The sequence below is a fragment of the Streptomyces sp. NPDC047049 genome, assembly GCF_040643995.1.
Lineage (GTDB): Bacteria > Actinomycetota > Actinomycetes > Streptomycetales > Streptomycetaceae > Streptomyces > Streptomyces mooreae.
In genome coordinates, this window is sequence record NZ_JBEYVM010000003.1 from 755,345 (window position 1) to 778,851 (window position 23,507).

The following is a 23,507-nucleotide window of genomic DNA, read 5'->3' on the forward strand; positions in this document are numbered from 1 at the left end:
AACTTTGCCAAGAGGTGGGGGTGCAAAGCGATGCGGGTGTGACGTGCGTTCGGGAAGACTGCCATTCGAACGCGTGCATGTCAGGAGGGTGTTCGGGAATTGGCTGAAAAATGTCCGTAGAGAGGTGAGCGCCGTTCGTATAACGGAGCTGGGCGCCACCCCCGAAGATCCGGGGATGACGCCCAACAGCCTTGCCCAGCAGGTCAGTTGTGAGCTGCGGCGATCCGCCGACCCGCTTGTGTCACACCAAGGTGACGGCCGGGTGCCGAGGTGCGGTCAGAACGTCAGCTTCCAGCCGTTGATGTAGCCGGTGTCCTGGGAGTAGACGTCCTGAACCCGCAGCTTCCAGGTGCCGGAGGCCTTCTCCGTGGAGGCGTTGACCGTGTAGGTGGTCTTCACGTCGGCCGCCGAGTCGAAGGCGCTGGCGTTCTTCAGCCGGTAGGCCGTGCCGTCCGGGGCGATCAGGTCCACGACCAGGTCACCGCGGTAGCTGTGCACGATGTCCACCCCGACCTTGAGGGTGCTCGGCGCATTGCCGGTGCGGCTGACATTGATCGGCGAGGTGACCGCCGCGCCCGCGTCCGGGATCGCCACGTCGTCGGCGTTCTCGAAGACGCTGCCGCCGCCGGTCGCGTTGACCGTCCAGGTGAAGGCGGCGGTACCGGTCTTCTTCGCGGCGTCGGTGACCGTGACCGTCACATTGCTGGTGCCGGCCGTGGTCGGCGTACCGGAGATCAGACCGGTGGTCGCGTTGAGCGACAGCCCGGCGGGCAGGCCGGTCGCCGCGTACGACAGCGCGCCCGCGGTGCCGCTGCTCGCCTTGATCTGCAGGCTCGCCGCCTGGCCCACGGTGCTGGTCTGGTTGCCCGGGTTGGTGACGGTGACCCCGCCGCCGTCCGGCACGCGGGTGCCGACGTTGACCGCCGCCCAGGTGTTGGCGACCGTGTTGTACGACGCGCTGCCCTGGCCGAAGAGGTCCGCCGCGGCCTTCAGGGTGGCGTCGCGCGCGCCCGCGTAGTTGGTGTTGGCGCTCATGTACTGGCTGAGTGCCTTGAACCACACCTTCTCGGCGTTGGCCCGGCCGATGCCCGGGACCGGCAGACCGTCGGAGGTCGGGCTGTCGTAGTGGACGCCGCCGATGTCCTTCGGGCCACTGCCCTCGGACAGCAGGTAGAAGAAGTGGTTGGCGACACCGGACGAGTAATGCACGTCCTTGTTGCCGACGTTGCTCGACCAGTAGTCGGCCGAGGCACCGTCCTTGGACGGCTTGTCCATGTAACGCAGCGGGGTGCCGTCGCCGTTGATGTCGATCTTCTCGCCGATGAGGTAGTCACCGGGATCGGAGGCGTTGTTGGCGTAGAACTCCACCGCGGTGCCGAAGATGTCCGAGGTCGCCTCGTTGAGGCCGCCGGACTCACCGCTGTAGGTGAGGTCGGCGGTGGCCGCGGTGACACCGTGCGACATCTCGTGGCCGGCCACGTCGATGGCGGTCAGCGGGGAGTTGTTGCCGCTGCCGTCGCCGTACGTCATGCAGAAGCAGCCGTCGTCCCAGAAGGCGTTGACGTAGCTGTTGCCGTAGTGCACACGGGAGTAGGCGCCCACGCCGTCACCGCGGATGCCGCTGCGGCCGTGCACGTTCTTGTAGTAGTCCCAGGTCTCCTGCGCGCCGTAGGCCGCGTCGACACCGGCCGTCTGGGCGTTCTGCGGCGTGCCGTCGCCCCAGGTGTCGTCCGCGTCGGTGAACAGCGTGCCGGTCCCGGAGGAGCCGTGCTTGAGGTCGTACGTCTTGTGGTTGCCGCGGGTGGCGTCGGTCATCGAGAAGTTCGGCGCCGAGCCCGAGGTCCCGATGGTGACCTTGCCGCTGTACTCGCTGTTGCCGACGCCCTTCTCGATCCCCTGGTACTCGAAGATCTTGGCGCCGGTCGTGGCATCCGTGATGACGTGCAACTGGCTGGGGGTGCCGTCGTCCTGCAGCCCGCCGACCACCGTCTCGTACGCCAGCAGCGGCTTGCCGTCGGCGACCCAGACCACCTTGCGCGGCGCCTTCGCGGCCTCGGTCTTCTTCGACCCGAGTGCCCGCGCGGAGGTGACGGCCTTCGCCTCGGCCGCGGCCGGCTTCACCTTCGCGGTGGTGCTCGCGACCTTGATCTGGGAGCGCACGGCCTTGGTGACGCCCTTGAGCGTGCCGCCCTTGTTCTCGTGCACCACGAGGTCGCCGCCGAGGACGGGCAGCCCGTCGTAGGTGCGCTCGTAGCGGGTGTGGACGGTGCCGTCGACGTCCTTCGAGACGTCCTTGACGACCAGCTTCTCCTGCGCGCCGAGCTTGAGTCGCCGCGCGGTCTCGGCGGTGGTGGCACTGGCTGCCCGTATCAGCTCCGCACGCTGGGACGGGGACAGCTTGGCCGGCAGGGCGCCGGGATCGGGGGTGGCATGCGTGGTGCCGGGCCGCGGGGCGGCCGCCGTGCCGGTACCGGCCTGGACGCCGACTGCCAGCATTGCTGTGACGGCGACGAGTGCGCCGGTCGCAACGGCGCGTCCATGGGGGGTGCGTCTCACACTGACTCCTTCTGCGGTGGCCGCCCAAGTGGCGAGGCGGCCGAGGGGGACCGGGCGGCGAGACGGCCGTCCGGGCAGAGCGAGGCAGAACTCTTGGAGCGTGTGGGGGGAGACGTACGGGTGGTGCTGGGCGTACGGGTGGTACGGGCAGTACGGGTGGAGCAGGTGGAATCTGCGGCCACCGCGGGATGTGGTGCTGTGGGGATCCGTGCGGCGGTTGCGGGGAAGAGTCCCACCACCGGTGGCTTGTTGTCAGGCACCGTTCAACGAATTGGCCGGAAACCGTCCGTTGCGCGAAATCGGTGTTCGGAAACCGGACGGCCCGTGATCGGCCGCGCGATCCGTTCCCGCCCGTTCAAACCTCGGAAAGCTGTGGGAAGCGCAGCTCATAGCCGTCCGGATCCCGTCCTGGGAAGATTCCGCCGGCGGGGGGCCTCGACGGTCTCCGGGGGGCGTCTTTGTGGGCTCCCGGGGGGGCGGAGCGAGCGCCGGGGTCAGCCGGACGCGTCCCGGCCGTGCCAGGAGTGCCACAGAGCGGCATAGGCGCCGTTCGCCGCCACCAGCTCGTCGTGCGTACCGAGTTCGGTCAGCCGGCCGGCCTCCATGACGGCCACCCGGTCCGCGTCATGGGCGGTGTGCAGGCGGTGCGCGATCGCGATGACCGTACGCCCCTTCAGAACGGCGGCCAGGGCGCGCTCGGTGTGCCGTGCCGTACGGGGGTCGAGCAGCGCGGTCGCCTCGTCCAGGACCAGGGTGTGCGGATCCGCCAGCACCACCCGGGCCAGCGCCAGTTGCTGGGACCGGGCGCCGTCGAGACGGTGGCCGCCGGCGCCCAGTCCGGTGTCCAGTCCGCCCGGCAGCTCCTCGGCCCAGTCGGCCCCCACGGCGGCCAGCGCGGCGCGCAGAGCGGTGTCGTCGGCACCGGGCGCGGCGATGCGCAGGTTGTCCCGGACGGTGCCCAGGAAGACATGGTGCTCCTGGGTCACCAGGACGACCTGACGGCGCAGCACCTCCGGTTCCAGTGCGGCGATCGGCACCCCTCCGACCGTCACCGAGCCGCTGCGCGGCGCGTCGATACCGGCCAGCAGCCGCCCCAGCGTGGACTTGCCGGCTCCGGAGGGGCCGACCACGGCCAGGCGCTCGCCGGGGCGGACGGTCAGGTCCACACCGTGCAGGACGTCGCGGGGAGCGGCGGCGTGCGGGGCGTCGTCGTCCCCGCCGGGGTAGGCGTAGTGGACGGCGGTGACATCGATGCGGTCGTCGACGGGCGCGGCGGGGGTGACGGGTGCGGCGGGGGTGACGGGTGCGGCGGGGGAAGGCCGGAGGGAAGGTTCCCCGGAGGGGTGGGGCAGGAGGGTGGCGGTGGCGGGTGCGGTGCTCCGCGAGGCCCCGCCCAGGCCCTCGACGCGGGCGAATGCGGCGCCGCTGCTCTGCAGTTGTTCGACCCGGAACAGGATCGTCTCCAGCGGCTCGGACAGCTGGCGCAGATACAGCGCGGCGGAGACGACCACGCCCAGGCTGATGTCACCGCGCCCCTGCTGCACGCCGCCGGCCAGCAGGACGCCGGCCACCGGGAGGACGTACGAGGCATCCACGGCGGGCAGCAGCACGCTGCGCAGGAACAGCGTGCGGGTACGGGTGCGCCGGCAGCGCTCGATGGCCCGCTCGCCCGCCGTGGTCCGGCGCTCCTCCAGCCCCAGGGCCTCGACGGTCCGGGCGCCCGCCGCGGTGGCGGCCAGCAGTTCGGCGAGCGCCGAGGTCGCGGCCCCCTCCGCCAGGTAGGCGGTGCGTGCCCGGCGCAGGTACCAGCGGACCGCGACCAGCCCGCACAGCACCCCCAGCCCGCATGCGCCGAGCAGCGGATCGAGCGCCACCACCGCACCGAGCAGGAACAGCGCCTGCACCGTGGCGATGAACACCTCCGGCGCGGCGTCCCGCACCGCCTCGGCAACCGCGGCCACATCCGAGGTGCCACGGGTCGTCAGGTCGCCGGTGCCCGCCCGCTCCACGGTCGCGGCGGGCAGCGCCAGCGCCCGGTCGACGTACTCCTCCCGGACGCGCGCCACGGTCCGTTCACCGAAGCGGTACCCGACGAACCGGGCGTACCGCGCCAGCAGCAGCTGTGCCATGGCACCCGCCAAAAGGACCAGTGCCAGCCGGTCGACCGTGCGCACCCCGCCGCCCTCGCGCACCGCGTCCACGATCCGGCCGAGCAGCCAGGGGCCGGCCAGGCCGGCGCCCGCGGCCAGGCCGTTGAGCGCCAGCAGCAGGGCGAAGGCCCGGCCGTCCCGCCGGATCAGCCGGAGCGCCGCCCGCCGGGTCGTGGCCGGATCGGCCACCGGCAGCGCGGCACGGTCCGGGAGTGCGGCACGGTCCGGGGGCGCCGCATGGTCCGGGGGTGCCGCACGGTCTTGCCGTGCCGCGAGGTCCGGGAGCGCGCCCTCGGCTCGTCCGGGCGGGGTGGACGACGTCGTCATCGCGCGCCTTCCTCGGTCACGGGTACCTCGGCCGCGTCCGCGGGGACGGTGCGGTCGCCTTCCTCGGTCACGGGTACCTCGTCGGCGCCCGCGGGACCTGCGCCGTCGCCGTCCTCGTCCTCGCCGCGGGAGACCAGGCGGCGGTATCCGGCCTGGCCGTCGAGGAGTTCACGGTGACTGCCGACGGCCGCAACCCTTCCGTCCACGAGGAAGTACACCCGGTCGGCCCGGTCGAGCAGCAGGGGCGAGGTGCTGGTGACCACCGTCGTACGGCCCGCACGGGCGGCGTGCAGCCGGGTCGCGATACCTGCCTCGGTGTGCGCGTCGACCGCCGAGGTCGGCTCGACGGCGAGCAGTACCTCGGGGTCGGCCAGCAGCGCCCGTACCAGGCGCAGCCGCTGCCGCTGCCCGCCGGAGAGATTGCGGCCCTGCGCCTCGACCGGCGCGTCGAGCCCGTCGGGCAGACCGCCGACGATGTCCTCGGCCAGGGCCGTACGGACGGCGCGGTCGGTCGCCTCCGCGTCCCGGTCCCGGCGCCCGCCGACCACCTCGCGCAGCGTCCCGGCGAACAAATCCGCCTCGTTGTCCGCCACCAGGATCCGGTCGCGGAGCTGCCGTGCCGCGATCTCGTCGAGACGCACCGTGCCCCAGGTGGCGGCCGAATCCGCGAATCCGCCCAGGCGGTCGACCACCGCCGCCGACTCGGCAGGCCGGGCGGCTGCCAGCGCGGTCAGCAGCCCGGGCACCACCTCGACGCCCGACACCGGATCACGCAGCACGGACGGGACGGCGGGCGCGTCGCGGGTGGCGACGGCCGCCTCCGCGCCGTCCGGCTCCAGCGCCAGGAACCGTACGACCCGCCGGGCGGCGACCAGCCCCCGGGTGAGGTCGTAGCCACCCTCGATGAAGAAGGACACTGGTAACACCAGCGCCGCCGCATAGCCGTAGACCGCGACCAACTCGCCCACGGTGAGGGTGCCCTGGGCGGCCATCCGCGCCGCCGGCCAGGTCACCGCGGCCAGGAACAGGGTGGGCAGCCCGAGCCCGAGCGCCTGGACCCAGCTGGTCACCGCACCCACCCGGTAGCCCTCGTCGCGCAGCGCCCGCGAGGCGTGCCGGTAGTGGCCGGCGAACACCGCTTTTCCCCCGAGGCCGCCCAGCACCCGCAGGCCGCCGACCAGATCCGTCAGCCGCGCCGCCAGCCCGCTCTGCCGCTCGCGGTAGCGCGTCTGCGCTCCCTGCAACCGCCCCAGCAGCGGCCCGACCAGCACCGCGAGCAAGGGCACACCCAGCAGCACCACCGCGGCCAGCAGCGGTGAGATGGTCAGCAGCAGGACGGCGACGACCGCATACGCCAGCACCCCGCCGACGCCGGGCCCGGTCATCGTCAGCGTCTGGCTGATCACCGCGACATCGCCGATCCCGATGGTGACGACCTCCCCGGCCGTCACCTTGTGGGGCAGCGCCGCCCCCAGCCGCACCGTCTGCGCCATGACGGCACGCACCGTACGGAACGTGGCGTCCATACGGATGCGGGTCATCGTGCGATGCCGCATCACCGCCAGCCAGGCGTTCACCGCCCCGGCCCCGAGCAGCACCGCAACCCAGCCCAGCAGCACCGGCATCCGGCCGGTGGCCAGCCCGTCGTCGATGGCCCGCGACAGCACATACGGCGGCAGCATCAGCCCCACCATCCACAGACTCCCGTACGAGGCGCCTGCCGCCACCCGGCCCCGTTGACTGACCACCAGCCACCACAGATACCGCCCGGCGCTGCGCGGGCGGGGAACCCCCCGGCCGCTGCCCGGATCCGTCGTGCCGCCGGACGCCGTCATACCGTTCGCCCCTCTGCCGCCGCCCCGATCTCCTGCGCCGTGCGTCCCCCCATGCCCGCTGTCCCCTGGTGGCTGGGCCTGCCTTGCCTCGCCTTGCCTTCATCGCGCTACTGGTGGTGTTGCGGGTGGCGGTGGGTCAGCCCGCCGCGGGGCCGGCGGCCTCGCCGCGCGGGGAGTTGCCGTTGCCGATGCGTTGCTGCTGCGCCGCGGTGAGGGCGCGGACGACGAAGATGCCGGCCACCGCCGCGCCGATGACGGCCGCGTCCGCCGCCAGGAGCAGCGGTACGTTCTGGTAGGCGCGGGCGATGACGTCGTCCGTGGAACCCTTGTACATCAGGCCCGTACCGCTCAGCATCCCGGCGAGCCACAGGCCCCACCACCAGTTCACGGCGCGCGGCAGCGGTTCTCCCGGCGCGCTCGCGCGGTGGATGTCGACGACGATGCCGCGCGGCACCCACAGGTTCGCCACAGGCACGATCCAGCCCGCGTAGACCCACGGCCCGGCGTAGCGCGGCGGCTGTCCGGAGAAGGCTCGGGCGTTGTCCCGGACGCGCCACAACCAGCCCAGAAAGGCGAGCGCGCAGAGCACCGTGGTCCCGCCCGCCAGGGCGCTGATGATGTGGAAGCCGTTCTCCAGGGCGGTCAGCGTGCGATGCCGGCCGTCGCCCTGGTCCGGGAGCCCGGAAGCAGGCATCCCGGACAGGGCGAGCCGGAGCTGCCACAGGGCAACGGCCGCCCAGGCGACACCGGCGAGGACAAAGGCGGCGACGGCGCTGCGGGCAGCTCCGCTTACCGGGCGCAGGGAGTGCGGCACTAGATGATCGTTCACTCGGTCATCCTTTCCCACGAGGGCGGCAGACGCCAGACGGATCACGGTGGGCCGGTCCACGTGGTGGCGCCGGCTCGCTGTCGGCGGGCCACGGCCGTGCTCGCCGCCCTCGGCGCCGGGCCGTCGCCCACCTCGTCCGGCGACCCGTGTACACCGCTGCCGTCCAGGGCCGGGAATCCTTCCGGGCCTGGTCACGTGTCGAGGACCCTACGGACCGGCCGGCTACCCCACGCTCTCCCGCCACGCCCGGTGGAGCTCGGCGAACCGGCCCCGGCCGGCGATGAGTTCCTTCGGTGGGCCGTCCTCGACGATCCGGCCGTCGGCCATGACCAGGACCCGGTCGGCGATCTCGACGGTCGAGAGGCGGTGGGCGATCACCAGGGCCGTACGGCCTTGCAGCACGGTGGCCATGGCGCGCTGTACCGCGCGTTCGCCGGGGATGTCCAGCGAGCTGGTGGCCTCGTCGAGGATGAGGACGGCGGGGTCGGCGAGCAGGGCGCGGGCGAAGCCGACCAGTTGGCGCTGGCCGGCGGATATCCGGCCGCCGCGCTTGCGGACATCGGTGTCGTAGCCGTCCGGCAGAGCGGTGATGAAGTCATGGGCGCCGATGGCCTTCGCGGCGTGTTCGATCTCCGCGCGGGTGGCGTCCGGGCGGCCGAGGGCGATGTTGTCGGCGACCGTGCCGGAGAACAGGAAGGCCTCCTGGGTGACCATGACGACACCGCGGCGCAGGGTGGTGGCCGACAGCGCGCGCAGATCGACGCCGTCGAGCAGCACCTCGCCGTCGGTGGGGTCGTAGAAGCGGGCCAGCAGCTTGGCGAGGGTGGACTTGCCGGCGCCGGTGGCACCCACCACGGCGACGGTCGTGCCCGCCGTCAGGGTCAGATCGAAGCGGGGCAGCACCTCGCCGCCCGAGCGGTAGGCGAACCGGACGCCGTGGAAGGCGACCTCGCGGCCCGGCCGGCCCGCCGCCACGGCCGGCAGCGCGGCAGGGGCCGAGGGCTCCGGCACGCCGGGGCGGAGGGCCAGCAGACCGGCGATCTTCTGGAGGGAAGCGGCCGCGGATTCATAGGAGTTGAGGAACATCCCGAGCCGGTCGATGGGGTCGTACAGCCGCCGGAGGTAGAGCACACCGGCTGCCAGCACACCGAGCGCCAGCCCGCCCGTGGCCACACGGTAGGCGCCCCACAGGACGAGCGCGGCGACCGCGGTGTTGGCCACCAGCCGGGAGGAGACGACGTAACGCGCCATCTCCAGGGAGGTGGCGCCGTTGATCCGGGCGTGCTGGTGGTTCAGCCGGGCGAAGGCGGCGTCGTTCGGCCGCTCGCGGCGGAACGCCTGCACCGGGCGGATGCCGCTCAGGGTCTCGGTGAACTTCACGATGACACTCGCCATCGCCGTGGACTTCGCGCTGTAGACCCGGTGCGAGCGGTGCCGGAAGGAGCGTACGAGGAGGGCGAGCGGACCGGCGGAGACGAGGGCGGCCGCGCCGAATCCCCAGTCCAGCCAGAGCAGGGTGGCGGTGATGTAGAGCGTCGAGAGCGCGACCGTGATCAGCTCCTGCAGCCCCTCCTCGAGGAGTTCACGCAGCGACTCGACGTCTGTCGTGGCGCGGGAGATCAGCCGGCCGGACGTATAGCGCTCGTGGAAGTCCAGGCTCAGCGCCTGTGCATGCCGGAAGATCCGGCCGCGGAGGTCGAGCAGCACATCCTGGCTGACCCGGGCGGAGAGCTGGATGAAGCCGAACTGCAGCCCGCCGGACGCCACCGCGCACAGCACCGCCGCCACCGCCACGGCGATCAGCGGCCCGTGATCGCCCGCCCGCAGCGCCGGCACCGCGCTGTCGAGCGCGTAGGCGACCAGCAGCGGGCCGGCCTGCACGGCGGCCTGCTGGAGCAGCAGCGCAACGGCCACCCACCGGACCCGGCGCCGGTGCGGCGCCAGCAGGGAAGCCAGGAGGGCGCGCGAGGCCCCCTTGGAGGTGGGGAGCAGATCGTCTGCGAAGGGGTCGGTGGCGGGGGGGCCCGGGGCCTCCGGGGTGCCCGTGTCCTCCGGGGTGCCCTCGGTCTTCGGGGAGCTCTCGGTCTCCGGGGTGGCCTCGGTCTTCGGGGAGCGCGGTGTGGCGGGCGGCTGTTGTTGCGGGAAGCGGTGCCCCTCGGGGTCGTCGGGCGGAAGGCCGGTTGCGGTGGTGGTCATCGGGCGCTCTCTCCCTCGCCGGACATCAAGGTGGCGTACTCGGCGTTGTCCCGGAGCAGTTGATGGTGGGTGCCGATGGCGGCGATCCGGCCGCCGGACAGCAGCGCCACCCGGTCGGCGAGCAGGACCGTGGACGGCCGGTGGGCGACGACCAGCGCGGTGGTGGCCGCCAGGGCCCGGCGCAGCGCCGCCTCCACCAGCGCCTCGGTGTGCACGTCGAGGGCGGAGAGCGGATCGTCGAGGATCAGGAAGCGCGGCCGGCCGACCACCGCACGGGCCAGGGCGAGCCGTTGCCGCTGCCCGCCGGACAGGCTCAGCCCCTGCTCACCCACCTGGGTCGCACTGCCCTCGGGCAGGGCGTCGACGAATTCCTCGGCCTGTGCCACCGCCAGCGCCCGCCGGAGATCGCTGTCCTGCGCGCCCTCCGTGCCCATCAGCACGTTCTCCGCCGCGGTCGCCGAGAAGAGGGTGGGCTCCTCGAAGGCCACCGCGACCAGCGCACGGGCCTCGTCCCGGCTGAGCGTCGCCAGATCGCGCCCGTCGAGGGTGATGTGGCCCGCGGTCGGGTCGTACAGCCGCGGCACCAGCGCCGTGAGGGTGGTCTTCCCGCTGCCCGTCGCCCCGACCAGCGCCATCGTCTCGCCGGGCCGGATGTGCAGGGTGACGTCCTGGAGGAGGGGCGGGGCGTCCGGCGGCGCGTCGGGGTAGCGGAACTCGATGCCGGAGAAGACCAGTCCGCCGGTGCCGGGCGGTACGGGGGCGTCCTTGGGCTGGGCGTCCTTGGGCTGGGCGTCCCCGGCCCGTATGCTCCCGCCCCCTACGCCCCCGGTCCCCCCGCCCGTTGCCGGTTCCTCCACCGCGGGCTCGTCCATGACCTCGAAGTACCGGTCGGTGGCCGTTGCCGCCTCGTTGGCCATGGCCAGCAGGAAACCGGTCGACTCCACGGGCCAGCGCAGCGCCAGCGCGGTCGACAGGAAGGCGACGAGGGTGCCCGCGGACAGCTCGCCGTCGGCCACCTGGAGCGAGCCGAGTACCAGGGCGCCGCCGATCGCGATCTCCGGAAGTGTGGTGATGCAGACCAGGATCCAGGCCAGCAGCCGGGCCTTGCGGAGTTCGGAGGTACGCAGCGCATGCGTCAGCTTCCGGAAGGACCGGGCCTGGCTGCGGTGGCGTCCGAAGCCCTTGATGATGCGGATGCCGAGCACCGACTCCTCGACCACCGTGGTCAGATCGCCGACCTGGTCCTGGGCCTGGCGGGCCGCCCGCCCGTACTTCGCCTCGAAGACCGAGCACAGCACCATCAGCGGCGGCACCGGTGCCAGCAGCACCAGGCCCAGAGACCAGCGCTGGGCCATCAGGATCACCGCGCCCACCAGGATGGTCACCCCGTTGACGAGCAGGAACGTCAGCGGGAAGGTGAAGAACATCCGCAACAGCTGAAGGTCGGTGGTTCCCCGCGACAGCAACTGGCCCGAGGGCCAGCGGTCGTGGAAGGCGACCGGCAGCCGCTGCACATGGCGGTACAGCGCCTCGCGCATCGCCGCCTCGACCCCGGCCAGCGGGCGCGCCACCAGCCAGCGCCGCAGTCCGAACAACAGCGCCTCCGCCAGCCCGAGGAGCAGCAGGAAGGCGCCACCGAGCCATATCCCGCCCGTGTCGCGCCCGGCCACCGGCCCGTCCACCAGCCACTTGAGCACCAGCGGGATGATCAGGCTGATGCACGAGGCGAGTATCGCCACGCACGCGGCGGTGCCCAGGCGTGCCCGCACCGGGCGGATGAACGGCCACAGGCGCAACAGCGAGCGCACTGCGGAGCGCTGGGGTAAGTCGGTCCGGTCGGGCGGGGGCGAGGTCTGCGCGGTGTCGGCCATCACTCGCGAGCGTAAGGCGCGTCACTGACAACGCTCATGCCATTTTCCGCCCGGCGGCCCGCCCGGTGTCCCGCGCCGCGCGACCGCCGCCCCGCCGCCGCCCGCCGGCGTCCCACCGCGCGACCGCCGCCCCGCGGCCCTCCTCAGCCCGGCACGGCCCGGAACAGCACCACCGACCGCCCGGCCAGCGTGAGCGAACCGCCCGCCGGGTACGGCGGCTGTTCCGCCCCCGGCCGGTCCTCCCGTGCCGTGTCGACGAGGAGTTCGTAGGCGCGGGCCCAGGGCGGTCCGGGGAGGGTGAACGGGCAGGGCCGGTCGGCCGCGTGGAGCACGGCCAGGAAGCTGTCGTCGACGAGGCGGATGCCCCGGGCGTCGCGTTGCGAGATGTCGTTCCCGGAGAGGTACATCCCCAGCGTGGCGCCCGGGGTGAACCAGTCCTGTTCGGTCATCTCCGTGCCGTCCGCGGTGAACCACGCGAGGTCGCGCAGACCGCCCTGCTGATGCGGCCGCCCGGAGAAGAACGCCCGGCGACGGAGCACGGGGTGCGCGCGGCGCAGGGCGATGAGGCGGGCGGCGAGGGCGGCCAGCGGGCGCCATTCCGGGTCGTCCAGCAGCGACCAGTCCAGCCAACTGGTCTCGTTGTCCTGGCAGTAGGCGTTGTTGTTGCCGTGCTGGGTGCGGCCCATCTCGTCGCCGGCGACCAGCATCGGCACGCCCGTCGACAGCAGGAGGGTGGTCAGCAGGTTGCGCAGCTGGCGGCGGCGCAGCGCGCGGACCTCCTGGTCCTCGCTCTCGCCCTCGGCACCGCAGTTCCAGGAGCGGTTGTCACCGGTGCCGTCGCGGTTGCCCTCGCCGTTGTCCGCGTTGCGCTTGTGCTCGTAGGTGACCAGGTCACGGAGGGTGAAGCCGTCGTGCGCCGTGATGAAGTTGACCGAGGCGTAGGGCCGGCGGCCGCCCCAGGCGTAGAGGTCGCTCGATCCGGAGAGCCGGTAGCCCAGGTCGCGCACGTCGTGCTGGGCGCCGCGCCAGAAGTCGCGGACGGTGTCGCGGTAGCGGTCGTTCCACTCCGTCCACAACGGCGGGAAGGCACCGACCTGATAGCCGCCGGAGCCCACGTCCCAGGGCTCGGCGATCAGCTTGACCCGGCGCAGCACCGGGTCCTGCGCGATCACCGCGAGGAACGGCGAGAGCATGTCGACATCGTGCAGGGAGCGGGCCAGCGCGGCCGCCAGGTCGAAGCGGAAGCCGTCCACGCCCATCTCGGTGACCCAGTAGCGCAGCGAATCGGTGATCAGGCGCAGGACATGGGGCTGGACGACGTGCAGGGTGTTGCCGCAGCCGGTGTAGTCGGCGTAGCGGCGGGCCTCGCCGGCCAGACGGTAGTAGCCGCGGTTGTCGATGCCCCGCAGGGAGAGCGTCGGGCCCAGCTCACCGGCCTCCGCGGTGTGGTTGTAGACGACGTCGAGGATCACCTCGATGCCCGCGTCGTGCAGCGCCCGCACCATCCGCTTGAACTCGCCGACCTGCTGCCCCCGGGTGCCCGTGGCGGCGTATCCGGCATGGGGCGCGAAGTAGCCGACGGAGTTGTAGCCCCAGTAGTTGCGCAGTCCCCGGCGCACCAGGTGGTCCTCGTGCGCGAACTGGTGGACCGGCAGCAGCTCGACGGCGGTGATGCCGAGCCGGACCAGGTGCTCCAGCGCCGCGGGGTGCGCCAGCCCCGCATAGGTGCCGCGCAGCCGCTCCGGGATACCGGGGTGGCGCATCGTGAAACCGCGCACATGCAGTTCGTAGAGCACGGAATCCGGCCAGGGCGTCTTGGGCCGGCGGTCGTCCCGCCATTCGTCGATGCCGCCCTCGTCCCCGGTGTCCTCGCCGACCACGACGCCCTTGGGGACGTACGGCGCCGAGTCCCGGTCGTCGCGCACCGTGTCGGCGACGTGCTGATCCGGCCAGTCACGGACATGGCCGTAGAGCTGGGCCGGCAGCGCCGCTCCCGCGCCGGACGGTTCCGTACGGGCGCCGAAGTCGCCGTCCACGGCCCTGGCGTACGGGTCCAGCAGCAGCTTCGCCGGATTCCAGCGGGCGCCGCTCCAGGGGTCCCAGCGGCCGTGGACACGGTAGCCGTAGCGCTGGCCGGGGTGGACACCGGGCAGGAAGCCGTGCCAGATCTCATGGGTGAGCTCGGTCAGCGCATGGCGCGTCTCGCGCTCCGCGTCGTCGAAGAGACACAGTTCCACGGCCTCGGCGCCGCCCGCCCACAGGGCGAAGTTGGTGCCGGCGATGCCGTCGGGGCCGGTGCGATAGCGGGCGCCCAGTGGTGTGGGGCTGCCGGGGCGGATATCCGCGGGTGGGGCGAGTGGTTCATCCGCCACCGCCTCCTGCTCGGGTGCGCTCGACACGTGCCGGCCTCCTGCGGCTCATGGCTCGGTCGGGCGGCGGGCCCCGGCACGGGGTACCTCCCGGCGTCCACCGGGAGGGTCCGGCCGTGCAGGTGTCCCCCGCCCTCCCCGTTGTTCTTCCCGCAACCGGGCGTTGCCTCACGCTTCCCCCGGCGGGGGCTCATCGCTCTGCCCCGCACTGCCCGTGACATCCCGTTACACGGCATACCTCCCAATGTGGTGATCATCCGTCACAATCCTGTACATGACCGCCCATCAGCAGAACCGAGCAGGGGACCGAGCACGGAGCCGGGAGGACGGCCGGGCGCGGGGCAGGGTGCCGGGCCGGCTGCCGGACCGGGCGGGCGGGCGAGCGGCGGGGCGGGCGGCCCGCCGGGTCCGCGTCGTCCTCGCCGCCGCGGCCGGGCTCGCCGGGGCGGCGGCGCTGGCCGGCTGCGGGGACGCCGAGGGCTTCGCCGGCAGCAAACCGCGCTCCCCGGGGGTGGCGATCAGGGTCGTCCCGCACGACGGGGCGCACGGTGTACGGGCCGACGGGCGGTTCGAGGTCCGGGTGCCCGAGGGGCGGCTGGAGCGGGTCGAGGTCAGCCGGACCGGTGGCGCCGGCCGGCAGCCCGTCGCCGGGCGGATCGCCCCGGACGGTATGACCTGGCGCCCGGCGGCCCGGCGCCTTCAGCCCGGTGCGAAGTACACCGTCGACGCGGTGGCGCTGGACGGTGCGGGCCGGCGCTCGGCCCGCCACACCACCTTCGCCACCTCCGTGCCCGTCCGCCGCTTCACCGCCCGCTTCTCGCCGCAGGGCGACGCCACGGTCGGCACCGGCCTGATCGTCTCGCTGGTCTTCAACCGGCCGGTCGCCGACCGCGCGGCCGTCGAACGCGCCGTCAGGGTCAGCGCCCGCCCCGCCGTCGAGACCGCGGCCCACTGGTTCGGCCACCGCCGGCTGGACTTCCGGCCCCGGGCGCGCTGGCGGCCGGGCACCGTGATCACCGTGGAGCTGCGGCTGCGCGGGGTGAAGGCCGGACCGGGCGCCTACGGGACGCAGCGCCGGACCGTCCACTACCGGGTGGCCCGGGACCAGGTCAGCACCATCGATGCCGCCCGGCACACCATGACGGTCCGCCAGGGCGGCCGGGTGGTGGCCGTCCTGCCGGTCACCGCGGGCGACGACGCGAACCCCACCTACAACGGGACGATGGTGATCCTGGAGCGGCATTCCGTGACGCGGATGGATGGCGACACCGTCGGCTTCGGCGCCGAGTACGACATCCCGGACGTGCCGCACGCCATGCGGCTCACCAGGTCGGGGACCTTCCTGCACGGCAACTACTGGGCCCCGCCCGAGGTCTTCGGCGGCCTCAACACCAGCCACGGCTGTGTCGGGCTGAAGGACATCAAGGGCGGTGGCCCCCACACCCCGGCCGGCTGGTTCTTCGGCCACTCGATCGTCGGCGACACCGTCGTGGTGGAGCACTCCCCGGAGCGTACGGTCGCGCCGGACAACGGCCTCGGCGGCTGGAACATGCCCTGGGAGCTGTGGCGGGCCGGGTCCGCGCGGCGCTGACCGGCGGCCGCCTCGGCGGCCGTCCGCCCCCTGCCTCCGCACCACCCCCGCAGTTGGGACTAAACGGTGACGTTCACGGGGAGTTCACTGTCACCGCGGTGTGGTTATCTAACGGCAAGCGCGCGGCTGTCCGCGTCCGCGCGCGGGGCACCGCGGGCCGTGCGAGGGGGAAGGGGCAGTCGTGAACGTCCAGCCGAATTCGGGGGTGCCGGCTCGCCGGCGTCGGTGGCCGGTCAGGGGCGGGGGTGCGCCGGCCCTGCTGGTCGGCGCGATGGTGCTGCTGGTGACCGCATGCGGCGGTGACGTCGAGGACGGCAAAGGGGCCGGCAAGGCCGGGGAGAAGGACGCCTCGCAGGCGGCCGTGACGATAGCGCCCAAGGACGGTGCACACGACGTCGCCACCAGCGGCGCCCTGAAGGTGACCGCCCACAAGGGCCGGCTCAAGTCCGTCAAGGTCAAGGACGGCAAGGGCAACGAGGTCGACGGGAAGACAGTGGGCGGCGGCGCCCTGTGGCAGCCGAGCGGCCACCTCGGCGCCTCGACGGAGTACACCGTCGACGCCATAGCGGTGGACGGCAAGGGCCGGGAGACCGCCGAGCACTCCCGCTTCACCACCCTCGTCCCGAAGAACACCTTCATCGGCCAGTACACCCCCGAGAACGGCCAGCGGGTCGGCGTCGGGATGCCGGTCTCGATCCACTTCACCCGCGGTATCACCGACCCCCAGGCCGTCGAGGACGCCATCAAGGTCACCGCGAAGCCGTCGGTCCCCATCGAGGGCCACTGGTTCGGCAACGACCGGCTCGACTTCCGCCCCGAGAAGTACTGGGCGGCCGGCACCAAGGTCACCCTCAAGCTCGATCTCAACGGCGTCGAGGGGCGGCCCGGGGTCTACGGCACCCAGGCCAAGGAGGTCTCCTTCACCGTCGGCCGCAGCCAGGTCAGCACGGTCGACGCCGCGTCGAAGAAGATGACCGTGGTCCGCGACGGCAAGAAGATCAAGACCATCCCGATCACCTCGGGCGCGCCGGGCACCGAGACGTACAACGGCAAAATGGTGATCAGCGAGAAGCACCTGGTGACACGGATGAACGGCGACACCGTCGGCTTCGGCGGGGAGTACGACATCAAGGACGTCCCGCATGCGATGCGGCTGAGCACGTCCGGCACGTTCATCCACGGCAACTACTGGTCGGGCAGCGCGACCTTCGGCACCCGCAACGCCAGCCACGGCTGTGTGGGCCTCTTCGACCAGCGCGGTGGCGGCGACAGCTCCACCCCGGCGGCGTGGTTCTTCCGCAACTCCGTCGTCGGCGATGTGGTCATCGTCAAGAACTCCCACGACGAAACGATCCAGCCGGACAACGGCTTCAGCGACTGGAACCTCTCCTGGGAGAAGTGGAAGGCCCGCCAGTAGGGCCGCCAGGAGGGCCGCCCATAGGGGGTGTCGGCGGCCCCGGCCGCAGGGCGGCCGGAAGGCGACCGGGCCCGGTGCACTGTGACGCAGTGCACCGGGCCCGATGTCGTTAACGCGTACTAACCTTCCCGCATGACTGTGAATCTCGAGGTCGCCGACGGCGTCGGCACCATCCGCCTGGACCGTCCGCCGATGAACGCACTGGACATCGCCACCCAGGACCGGCTGCGCGAGCTGGCCGAGGAGGTCACCCGCCGCGACGATGTGCGCGCCGTCGTCGTCTGGGGCGGCGAGAAGGTGTTCGCGGCCGGCGCGGACATCAAGGAGATGCAGGCCATGGACCACCCGGCCATGGTGGTGCGCTCCAAGGCCCTGCAGGACTCGTTCACCGCCGTGGCCCGGATCCCCAAGCCGGTGGTCGCCGCGATCACCGGCTATGCGCTGGGCGGGGGCTGTGAGTTGGCGCTCTGCGCCGACTTCCGGATCGCGGGCGACAACGCCAAGCTCGGCCAGCCGGAGATCCTGCTGGGTCTCATCCCCGGCGCCGGCGGCACCCAGCGGCTGGCGCGGCTGGTGGGCCCGTCCAAGGCCAAGGACCTGATCTTCACCGGCCGTCATGTGAAGGCCGACGAGGCCCTTGCGCTCGGCCTGGTCGACCGGGTGGTGCCGGCCGCGGAGGTCTACGAGCAGGCGCACGCCTGGGCGGCACGGCTGGCGGCCGGCCCCGCGCTGGCGCTGCGGGCCGCCAAGGAGTCCGTCGACGGCGGTCTGGAGACCGACATCGACACCGGCCTGACGATCGAACGCAACTGGTTCGCGGGGCTGTTCGCGACCGAGGACCGGGAGACCGGCATGCGCAGCTTCGTCGAGGAAGGGCCGGGCAAGGCCAAGTTCCTCTGAAACAACTGTTGTTGAGGGTGCTTGTGAGGTTTGGGCCGGGTGCAATGCCTCGTGTGGGCGAACCAAGGAAGGCTTAATTGCGCCTTAAGGCAACCTTGTTGAGGTGCCCGGCCGCTTCCGTGGAGGCCCGGCGTCCAGGCAGGTCAGCCCGGGTGCGCCGGACCCTCGCCGGCCGTTGGCCGAGGTTTTGCCGCTGGGCTGGAACCGACGATTCCGGACAATCGATTCCGTCGGTTCCGCTCCCCTGGACGCGGCGCAACGGCCATGATGGGACGCATGGCGGGCCTCGAAGGAATGGAGCAGCCGCGGCCGCGGAGCGATCCGGCCGCCGCGCGATGGGGCATCCCCGGTCCGGACGCGGACTCCGCACCGGCCCCTCGCGCACCGGCCTTCGCGGCCCCCGATCCGGTCGGTGACCCGGCTCTCGGCGAGGTGCGGCTGCCCTCGCGCCCCCAGTCCGCCGGCATCGCGCGCCGGCTGACCGCCGCCGTACTCCTCGGACAGTGGGCCCTGACGCCCCAGCTCGCCGAGCAGGCCGTGCTGCTGGTGTCCGAGCTCGTCGGCAACGCCGTGCGGCACACCGGCGCCCGCACCTTCGGGCTGCGGATGCTCCGCCGCCGCGGCTGGATCCGGATCGAGGTGCGCGACCCGTCCCGCGGCCTGCCCTGCCTGATGCCGGTCCAGGAGATGGACCTCAGCGGCCGCGGCCTCTTCCTCGTCGACAAGCTCTCCGACCGCTGGGGCGTGGATCTGCTGCCCCGCGGCAAGAGCACCTGGTTCGAGATGCGGATCGCCGACCGCTGAGGGTCGGTTTGCCCCGGCCCGGCTGCCCTGGCCCGGCTGCCCCGGCCCGGCTTGCCCCCCGGGCGCCTGTGCCCCGAGGTCCCCGTTGCCGCGTCGGTTCCCGTGTCCCGGCGGCTCCGATGTCCGCTCCGGTCGGTGCTCAGCTCGCGCGATGACGATCCGTAGGATGGGATATTCATGTTCGCGCACCGGGCCCGGAGAGGAGGGGACATGCACCACGTGCGCCGTTCGGCCACGCTGACGCTGCTGCTCCTCCTCGCCGTCACCTTCGGGCCGCTGCTGTGCCGCATCGGCGGTGACCAGGCCTGGCTGGCGGGCCGGGCGGCAGCGGCCACGGCGGCATGGCGGGCCGACGCCGCGACGCCGGCCTCCCCGGCGGCGGCGCGCACTGCGGCGAGCCCGGCGGACGCAGACGCATCGGCGGACGAGGACGGACCCGCGTACGGCGGCGCACCCGCGGACGGCGACGCTCCCGCGTACGGACCCGCGGACGGCGACGCACCGACACGGCCGTCTGCCGCCACCGCCGGCGGCCCGCGGCTCGATCCCGGTGCCCCCCTCGCCGTGGCCCACGCGCCCAAGAAGTGCTCGAACCGGCATGCCCCGGGGCCCGCGGAGTCCGCCCCGCTGCCCACACCGCACCGCGGCGAGCCCCTGGCCCCCGCCACCACCGGCGTGGGGCCGCTCGCCGCTGATCTGCCCGCGCAGTACGCGCTCGCCCGGCCACCGACCGACAGCGCGCCCGCCCGCGACCGCACCCCGCTCCTGCCCGTACTGCGGATATAGGCCGCTGCCCCGACGCACCCGGCCTGACCTTCCCCCTCCGTACGTCTGGAGCTTCCGCATGCCCGTTTCCGCCTCTCCCACCCGCAAACTGGCCGCCATCGGCGCGGTCATCGCCCTGGTCGTGGCCGTCATCGCCATCGGGATCGCCGTCGGCAAGTCCGCCGAGGACGACCGCGGCACCGGCCGCGGCAACACCCCCGAGGCCGCCGCCTCCGATGCGCCCGAGGAAGACCCCGCACAGCAGAAGATGTTCGACGACCTCGCCAAGCGGACCAGCCGGCGCGAGGACGGCGATCCGCTGGCCGTCGGCAGGAAGGACGCCCCGGTGGTCCTGGTCGAATACGCCGACTACCAGTGCTCGTTCTGCGGCCGCTTCACCCGGGAGACCCAGCCCGGACTGATCAAGAAGTTCGTCGACGCGGGCACCCTGCGCATCGAATTCCGCAACTTCACCGTCTTCGGCGCCGACTCCGAGCGGGCCGCCCGTGCCTCCTGGGCCGCCGGGCAGCAGGGCAAGTTCTGGCAGCTCCACGACGAGCTGTACGCCAAGACCCGTAAGGGCAAGGCGCTCGCCGAGGACAAGCTCGTCGAGCTGGCCCGCAGCAGCGGTGTGGACGACATCGACAAGTTCCGTGCGGACATGAAGAGCGAGGACGCCGAGCGGGCGCTGAAGAAGGATCAGACCGAGGGGTACCAGCTCGGGGTGCAGTCCACGCCGTCCTTCCTCGTCAACGGCCGGCCGGTCGCCGGGGCCCAGCCCGCCGAGGTCTTCGCCCAGGCCATCAAGGATGCCGCGGCGCGGGCGGACAAGAACGGGAAGTCGGACAAGAAGGGGACGCCGGACAAGAGCGAGCCGTCGGGCAAGAACGGGTCTGCGGCCAAGGACGGGCCGGCGGCCAAGGGGGCCGGGGAATGAACGACATCGGCTACCTCGCGGCGTTCCTGGGCGGTGCGCTGGCGCTGCTCAGCCCGTGCAGCGCGCTGCTGCTGCCCGCGTTCTTCGCGTACTCGCTCTCGACCCCCGGCCGGCTGGTGGCCCGTACCGGAGTGTTCTATCTGGGGCTGGCCACCACGCTGGTGCCGCTCGGCGCGGCCAGTACGGCGGCCAGCCGGCTGTTCAACGGCCACCGCGATCTGCTCATCGCCGTCGGGGGCTGGGTCGTCATCGCGATGGGGCTGGCCCAGATCCTCGGCCTGGGCTTCGCCTCGCGGCGTGCTCAGGAGGCCGCGGCGAGGATCACCCCGCGGTCCGCCGTCTCCACCTTCCTGCTCGGCTGTGTCTACGGGCTCGCCGGCTTCTGCGCGGGCCCGATCCTCGGCGCGGTGCTGACGGTGACGGCGGTCAGCGGCTCACCCGTGTACGGCGCCTCGATGCTCGCCGTCTACGCACTGGGCATGGCGCTGCCGCTGTTCGTGCTGGCGCTGTTGTGGGAACGCTGCAAACTCGGCACCCGGGGCTGGCTGCGGGGCCGTGCATTCACCCTCGGAAAGCTGCGGCTGCACACCACCTCGGTGCTGTCCGGGGTGTTCTTCATCGGGATCGGCGTGCTGTTCCTGCGTTTCAACGGAACCAGTGCGCTGCCCGGAATCCTCGACGCGGACGACGAATTCCGGGCCGAGGAATGGGCGGCGCGGATCGGGAACGCCGTACCGGATTACGCGCTGATCGCGGTGGCCGCGCTGATCGTCGCCGCGGTGCTCGGCCGTATTGCGCTCCGGCCGGAGAAGAAGCCGCGGGGCGAAGCCGAGCGGCCGGCGGACGGGGCGGAACGGCCGCGGGAAGAGGCCGGATAGCGGCGGAGTGCCGGTGGCGGGGCGGGGCCGGGCGGTTGTGAAACGGCACCGGGCCCCGGCCCCCGGGGCTCACCGGTTCCCCGGGGCTCACCGGCTCCCTCACAGCCACACGTTGTCGTTGACCGACCCCAGGCCGGTGCCGGACAGCCGCCGGTGCAGGGCCAGCGCCTGGTCCTCGGTCAGCGAGGCCACATGGTCCGCGCAGGCACGCAGCCGGTCGCCGTGCAGCGCCAGCTCCTCGGCGCGGTCCGGCGGCAGCAGCTCGGGTGCGTCATGGGTCCAGCGCAGCAGCTCGCTCACCACCCGCCGCTTGCCGTGCTGCTGGGTGGCCAGTGCGGGCCGGTCGATGACGTAGCACCACACCAGCTCCTTGAGCAGATCGCAGGCGGCCCGCCGCTCCGGCGGGATCACCAGCCGCGCGCCGTAGCGGATCGCCGCCTCGCCGCCCACCTCCAGCTCGATCCCACGGGTGAAGTACGAGATCAGATCGGAGGTGCGGCGATTGACCGCGACCGCGTCCTCGTGGCTGCCGCTGTACGGGGCGGGTACCGCCAGCCGCTTGCCGATGTCCGCCATCATCACCAGCGCCGCGTCACGGTCGAAGGGCTCGCCCTCGCGCGCCCGCTTGGCCTGTACGTAGTCCAGGAAACGGCGGGTCTCCCGCTCGGTGTCGGCGCCCGCCGCCCCGTCCGGCGGGAACAGCGCGGCCAGCGGGATCAGGCCCGTACGGTAGAAGTCCTCCACGTCGTGGCAGGCGTAGGTGACGTCGTCCGCCCAGTCCATGACCTGCTCCTCGACCGGTACGGCGGTGTCCGTACGGCCGGCCCGCACCCAGGAGAACGCCTCCCGGTCGGCGACGTACACCCCCCACTTCACATGGCGCGCCGGGTCCTGGTCGACGGGCGCCCGCTCCCACGGGTATTTGGTGGCGGCGTCCAGACAGGCGCGGGTCAGGTGCAGTCCGCGATGGCCCGGGTATTTGTGGGCGGCGAGAAAGGTCAGCACCCGCAGGGTCTGCGCATTGCCCTCGAAGCTGTCCAGGACACCGTCCGCGAAGTGCAGGTCGTCCATCGTGGCGCGCAGCGCCAGCTCACCGGCGTGCCCGAAGGGCGGGTGGCCGATGTCGTGAGCCATGCACGCCGCCTCGACGAGCGCCGGGTTGGGCCCGCCGTACCGGCGCTCCAGCCGCTCCGCCATCCGCCGGCCGAGCTGCGCCACCTTCATGGAGTGGGTCAGCCGGGTGTGGTAGGCGCCCAGCTCGGCGCTCGCCACCACCTGGCTCTTGCCGGCCAGCGCCCGCCACTGGGTCGAGTACAGGATCCGGTCGACGTCGTGCTCGAAGCCGGACCGCTGCCCGTCGTCGGGCACGCGTCGCCGGAGGGAGTGCTGCTCAAGGTCCTCATCGCTGTATGTGGCAGGTCGCATGCGCGGATGGTAGTCCGCTCCCGGCGGCCGGGGGCCGGGGGCCTTTGCGTCACCGACCCGGCCGGCCGGCACGCCGGGGGCAGACACCCCCAAGGGCCGAAGCCGGCAGCCGGCAGTCACTGGACGGCGGACAGCTCTAGGCGCTCAGCCGGCGCCGCCAGTGCGGATGCGGACGGGGATGCGGGCGGGCGTGCGCCGGGTGGGCGTCCGCCCGGCGACGGCGGTCGTTGCAGAGCAGGCACTTTCCGTAGCCCGGCGGAAGGGGGTCTTCCACGTCGCCGTACAACGGGTCGACCGCGCCGTGGGGATGTATGGCGCAGCCGGTCGGGCCGGTCTCCGCGTGCAGCGAGCCGGCAGCGGTCAGTGCTTGCCGGAGGACGTCGACGAGCTGGTCCGCATCGCGCCGGGTCGGCGCGGACTGCAGGGACGAGGCAAGGTCGGAGGCGGTGGTCAGCGCGGACCGGAGCTCGCGCAGGTTTGCGTAACCCATGCCTCGGAGCGTAGGCGGACCCACTGACAGTTGATCTTCCGATCGCACTTCGCGGCTTCCCATGGCCGGATGCATGCCCGCTCCCGCCCATGATTTAGCACCGGGACGGTGACGGCCGGCTTGCCGGTCCGTGACGGGGTGGGGCCGACGGGGGCGCGGCGGGCCGA

At 72.8% G+C, this 23,507-nt stretch carries 16 protein-coding genes; 7 read left to right on the forward strand and 9 right to left on the reverse strand.

What is annotated here, in order from left to right; all coding sequences use genetic code 11:
* Positions 1-276: 276 nt before the first annotated feature.
* From ABZ851_RS11295 to glgX, 7 genes are all read right to left on the reverse strand, one after another.
* Positions 277-2,556 carry a M4 family metallopeptidase gene (locus ABZ851_RS11295; RefSeq protein ID WP_361124864.1) on the reverse strand — a complete coding sequence of 760 codons (2,280 nt, stop codon included), beginning with the start codon at positions 2,554-2,556 and terminating at the stop codon, positions 277-279.
* A gap of 494 nt (positions 2,557-3,050) precedes the next feature.
* Complete coding sequence (locus tag ABZ851_RS11300) at positions 3,051-5,033, reverse strand: ABC transporter ATP-binding protein (protein WP_361124866.1); 1,983 nt, start codon at positions 5,031-5,033, stop codon at positions 3,051-3,053.
* Positions 5,030-6,868: an ABC transporter ATP-binding protein gene (locus ABZ851_RS11305; RefSeq protein WP_361124867.1), complete on the reverse strand. Its 1,839-nt coding sequence runs from the start codon at positions 6,866-6,868 to the stop codon at positions 5,030-5,032. Before ABZ851_RS11305 ends, ABZ851_RS11300 begins: the two co-directional genes overlap by 4 nt.
* 136 nt (positions 6,869-7,004) lie before the next feature.
* The gene (locus ABZ851_RS11310; protein WP_361124869.1) at positions 7,005-7,697 is read right to left on the reverse strand and encodes a DUF4328 domain-containing protein; all 693 of its coding nucleotides are present in this window, start codon (positions 7,695-7,697) and stop codon (positions 7,005-7,007) included.
* A gap of 222 nt (positions 7,698-7,919) precedes the next feature.
* The gene (locus ABZ851_RS11315; RefSeq protein ID WP_361124871.1) at positions 7,920-9,893 is read right to left on the reverse strand and encodes an ATP-binding cassette domain-containing protein; all 1,974 of its coding nucleotides are present in this window, start codon (positions 9,891-9,893) and stop codon (positions 7,920-7,922) included.
* Positions 9,890-11,764: an ABC transporter ATP-binding protein gene (locus tag ABZ851_RS11320; protein WP_361124873.1), complete on the reverse strand. Its 1,875-nt coding sequence runs from the start codon at positions 11,762-11,764 to the stop codon at positions 9,890-9,892. The genes ABZ851_RS11315 and ABZ851_RS11320 overlap by 4 nt, the downstream gene beginning before the upstream one ends.
* 143 nt (positions 11,765-11,907) lie before the next feature.
* Positions 11,908-14,163 (reverse strand): glycogen debranching protein GlgX, encoded by a 2,256-nt coding sequence (gene glgX / locus ABZ851_RS11325; protein WP_361124875.1) that lies wholly within the window; start codon positions 14,161-14,163, stop codon positions 11,908-11,910.
* A 316-nt stretch (positions 14,164-14,479) separates the two neighbouring features.
* On the opposite strand from glgX, the gene ABZ851_RS11330 reads away from it, so the two are divergent.
* The 7 genes from ABZ851_RS11330 to ABZ851_RS11360 all read left to right on the forward strand — a co-directional run bounded on the left by ABZ851_RS11330 (position 14,480) and on the right by ABZ851_RS11360 (position 21,425).
* The gene (locus tag ABZ851_RS11330) at positions 14,480-15,724 is read left to right on the forward strand and encodes an Ig-like domain-containing protein (protein WP_361124974.1); all 1,245 of its coding nucleotides are present in this window, start codon (positions 14,480-14,482) and stop codon (positions 15,722-15,724) included.
* A gap of 271 nt (positions 15,725-15,995) precedes the next feature.
* A complete protein-coding gene (locus ABZ851_RS11335) occupies positions 15,996-17,141 on the forward strand; it encodes an Ig-like domain-containing protein (protein WP_361124976.1) in 1,146 nt (381 codons plus the stop codon).
* 132 nt (positions 17,142-17,273) lie between these two features.
* Complete coding sequence (locus ABZ851_RS11340) at positions 17,274-18,041, forward strand: enoyl-CoA hydratase-related protein (protein ID WP_086719563.1); 768 nt, start codon at positions 17,274-17,276, stop codon at positions 18,039-18,041.
* A gap of 264 nt (positions 18,042-18,305) precedes the next feature.
* Entirely contained in the window at positions 18,306-18,845 is a 540-nt protein-coding gene (locus tag ABZ851_RS11345; protein ID WP_361124878.1) for an ATP-binding protein, read from the forward strand.
* Positions 18,846-19,055: 210 nt separating this feature from the next.
* Complete coding sequence (locus ABZ851_RS11350) at positions 19,056-19,631, forward strand: hypothetical protein (protein WP_361124880.1); 576 nt, start codon at positions 19,056-19,058, stop codon at positions 19,629-19,631.
* 58 nt (positions 19,632-19,689) lie between these two features.
* A complete protein-coding gene (locus ABZ851_RS11355) occupies positions 19,690-20,547 on the forward strand; it encodes a thioredoxin domain-containing protein (RefSeq protein ID WP_361124882.1) in 858 nt (285 codons plus the stop codon).
* A complete protein-coding gene (locus ABZ851_RS11360; protein WP_361124884.1) occupies positions 20,544-21,425 on the forward strand; it encodes a cytochrome c biogenesis CcdA family protein in 882 nt (293 codons plus the stop codon). Before ABZ851_RS11355 ends, ABZ851_RS11360 begins: the two co-directional genes overlap by 4 nt.
* Before the next feature lie 99 nt (positions 21,426-21,524).
* Here the strand turns inward: ABZ851_RS11360 and dgt are convergent, their stop codons facing one another.
* On the reverse strand, positions 21,525-22,850 hold the full coding sequence (gene dgt / locus ABZ851_RS11365) for a dGTP triphosphohydrolase (RefSeq protein WP_256331299.1): 1,326 nt from the start codon (positions 22,848-22,850) through the stop codon (positions 21,525-21,527).
* 136 nt (positions 22,851-22,986) lie between these two features.
* Complete coding sequence (locus ABZ851_RS11370) at positions 22,987-23,340, reverse strand: hypothetical protein (protein WP_311622713.1); 354 nt, start codon at positions 23,338-23,340, stop codon at positions 22,987-22,989.
* Positions 23,341-23,507: the final 167 nt, after the last annotated feature.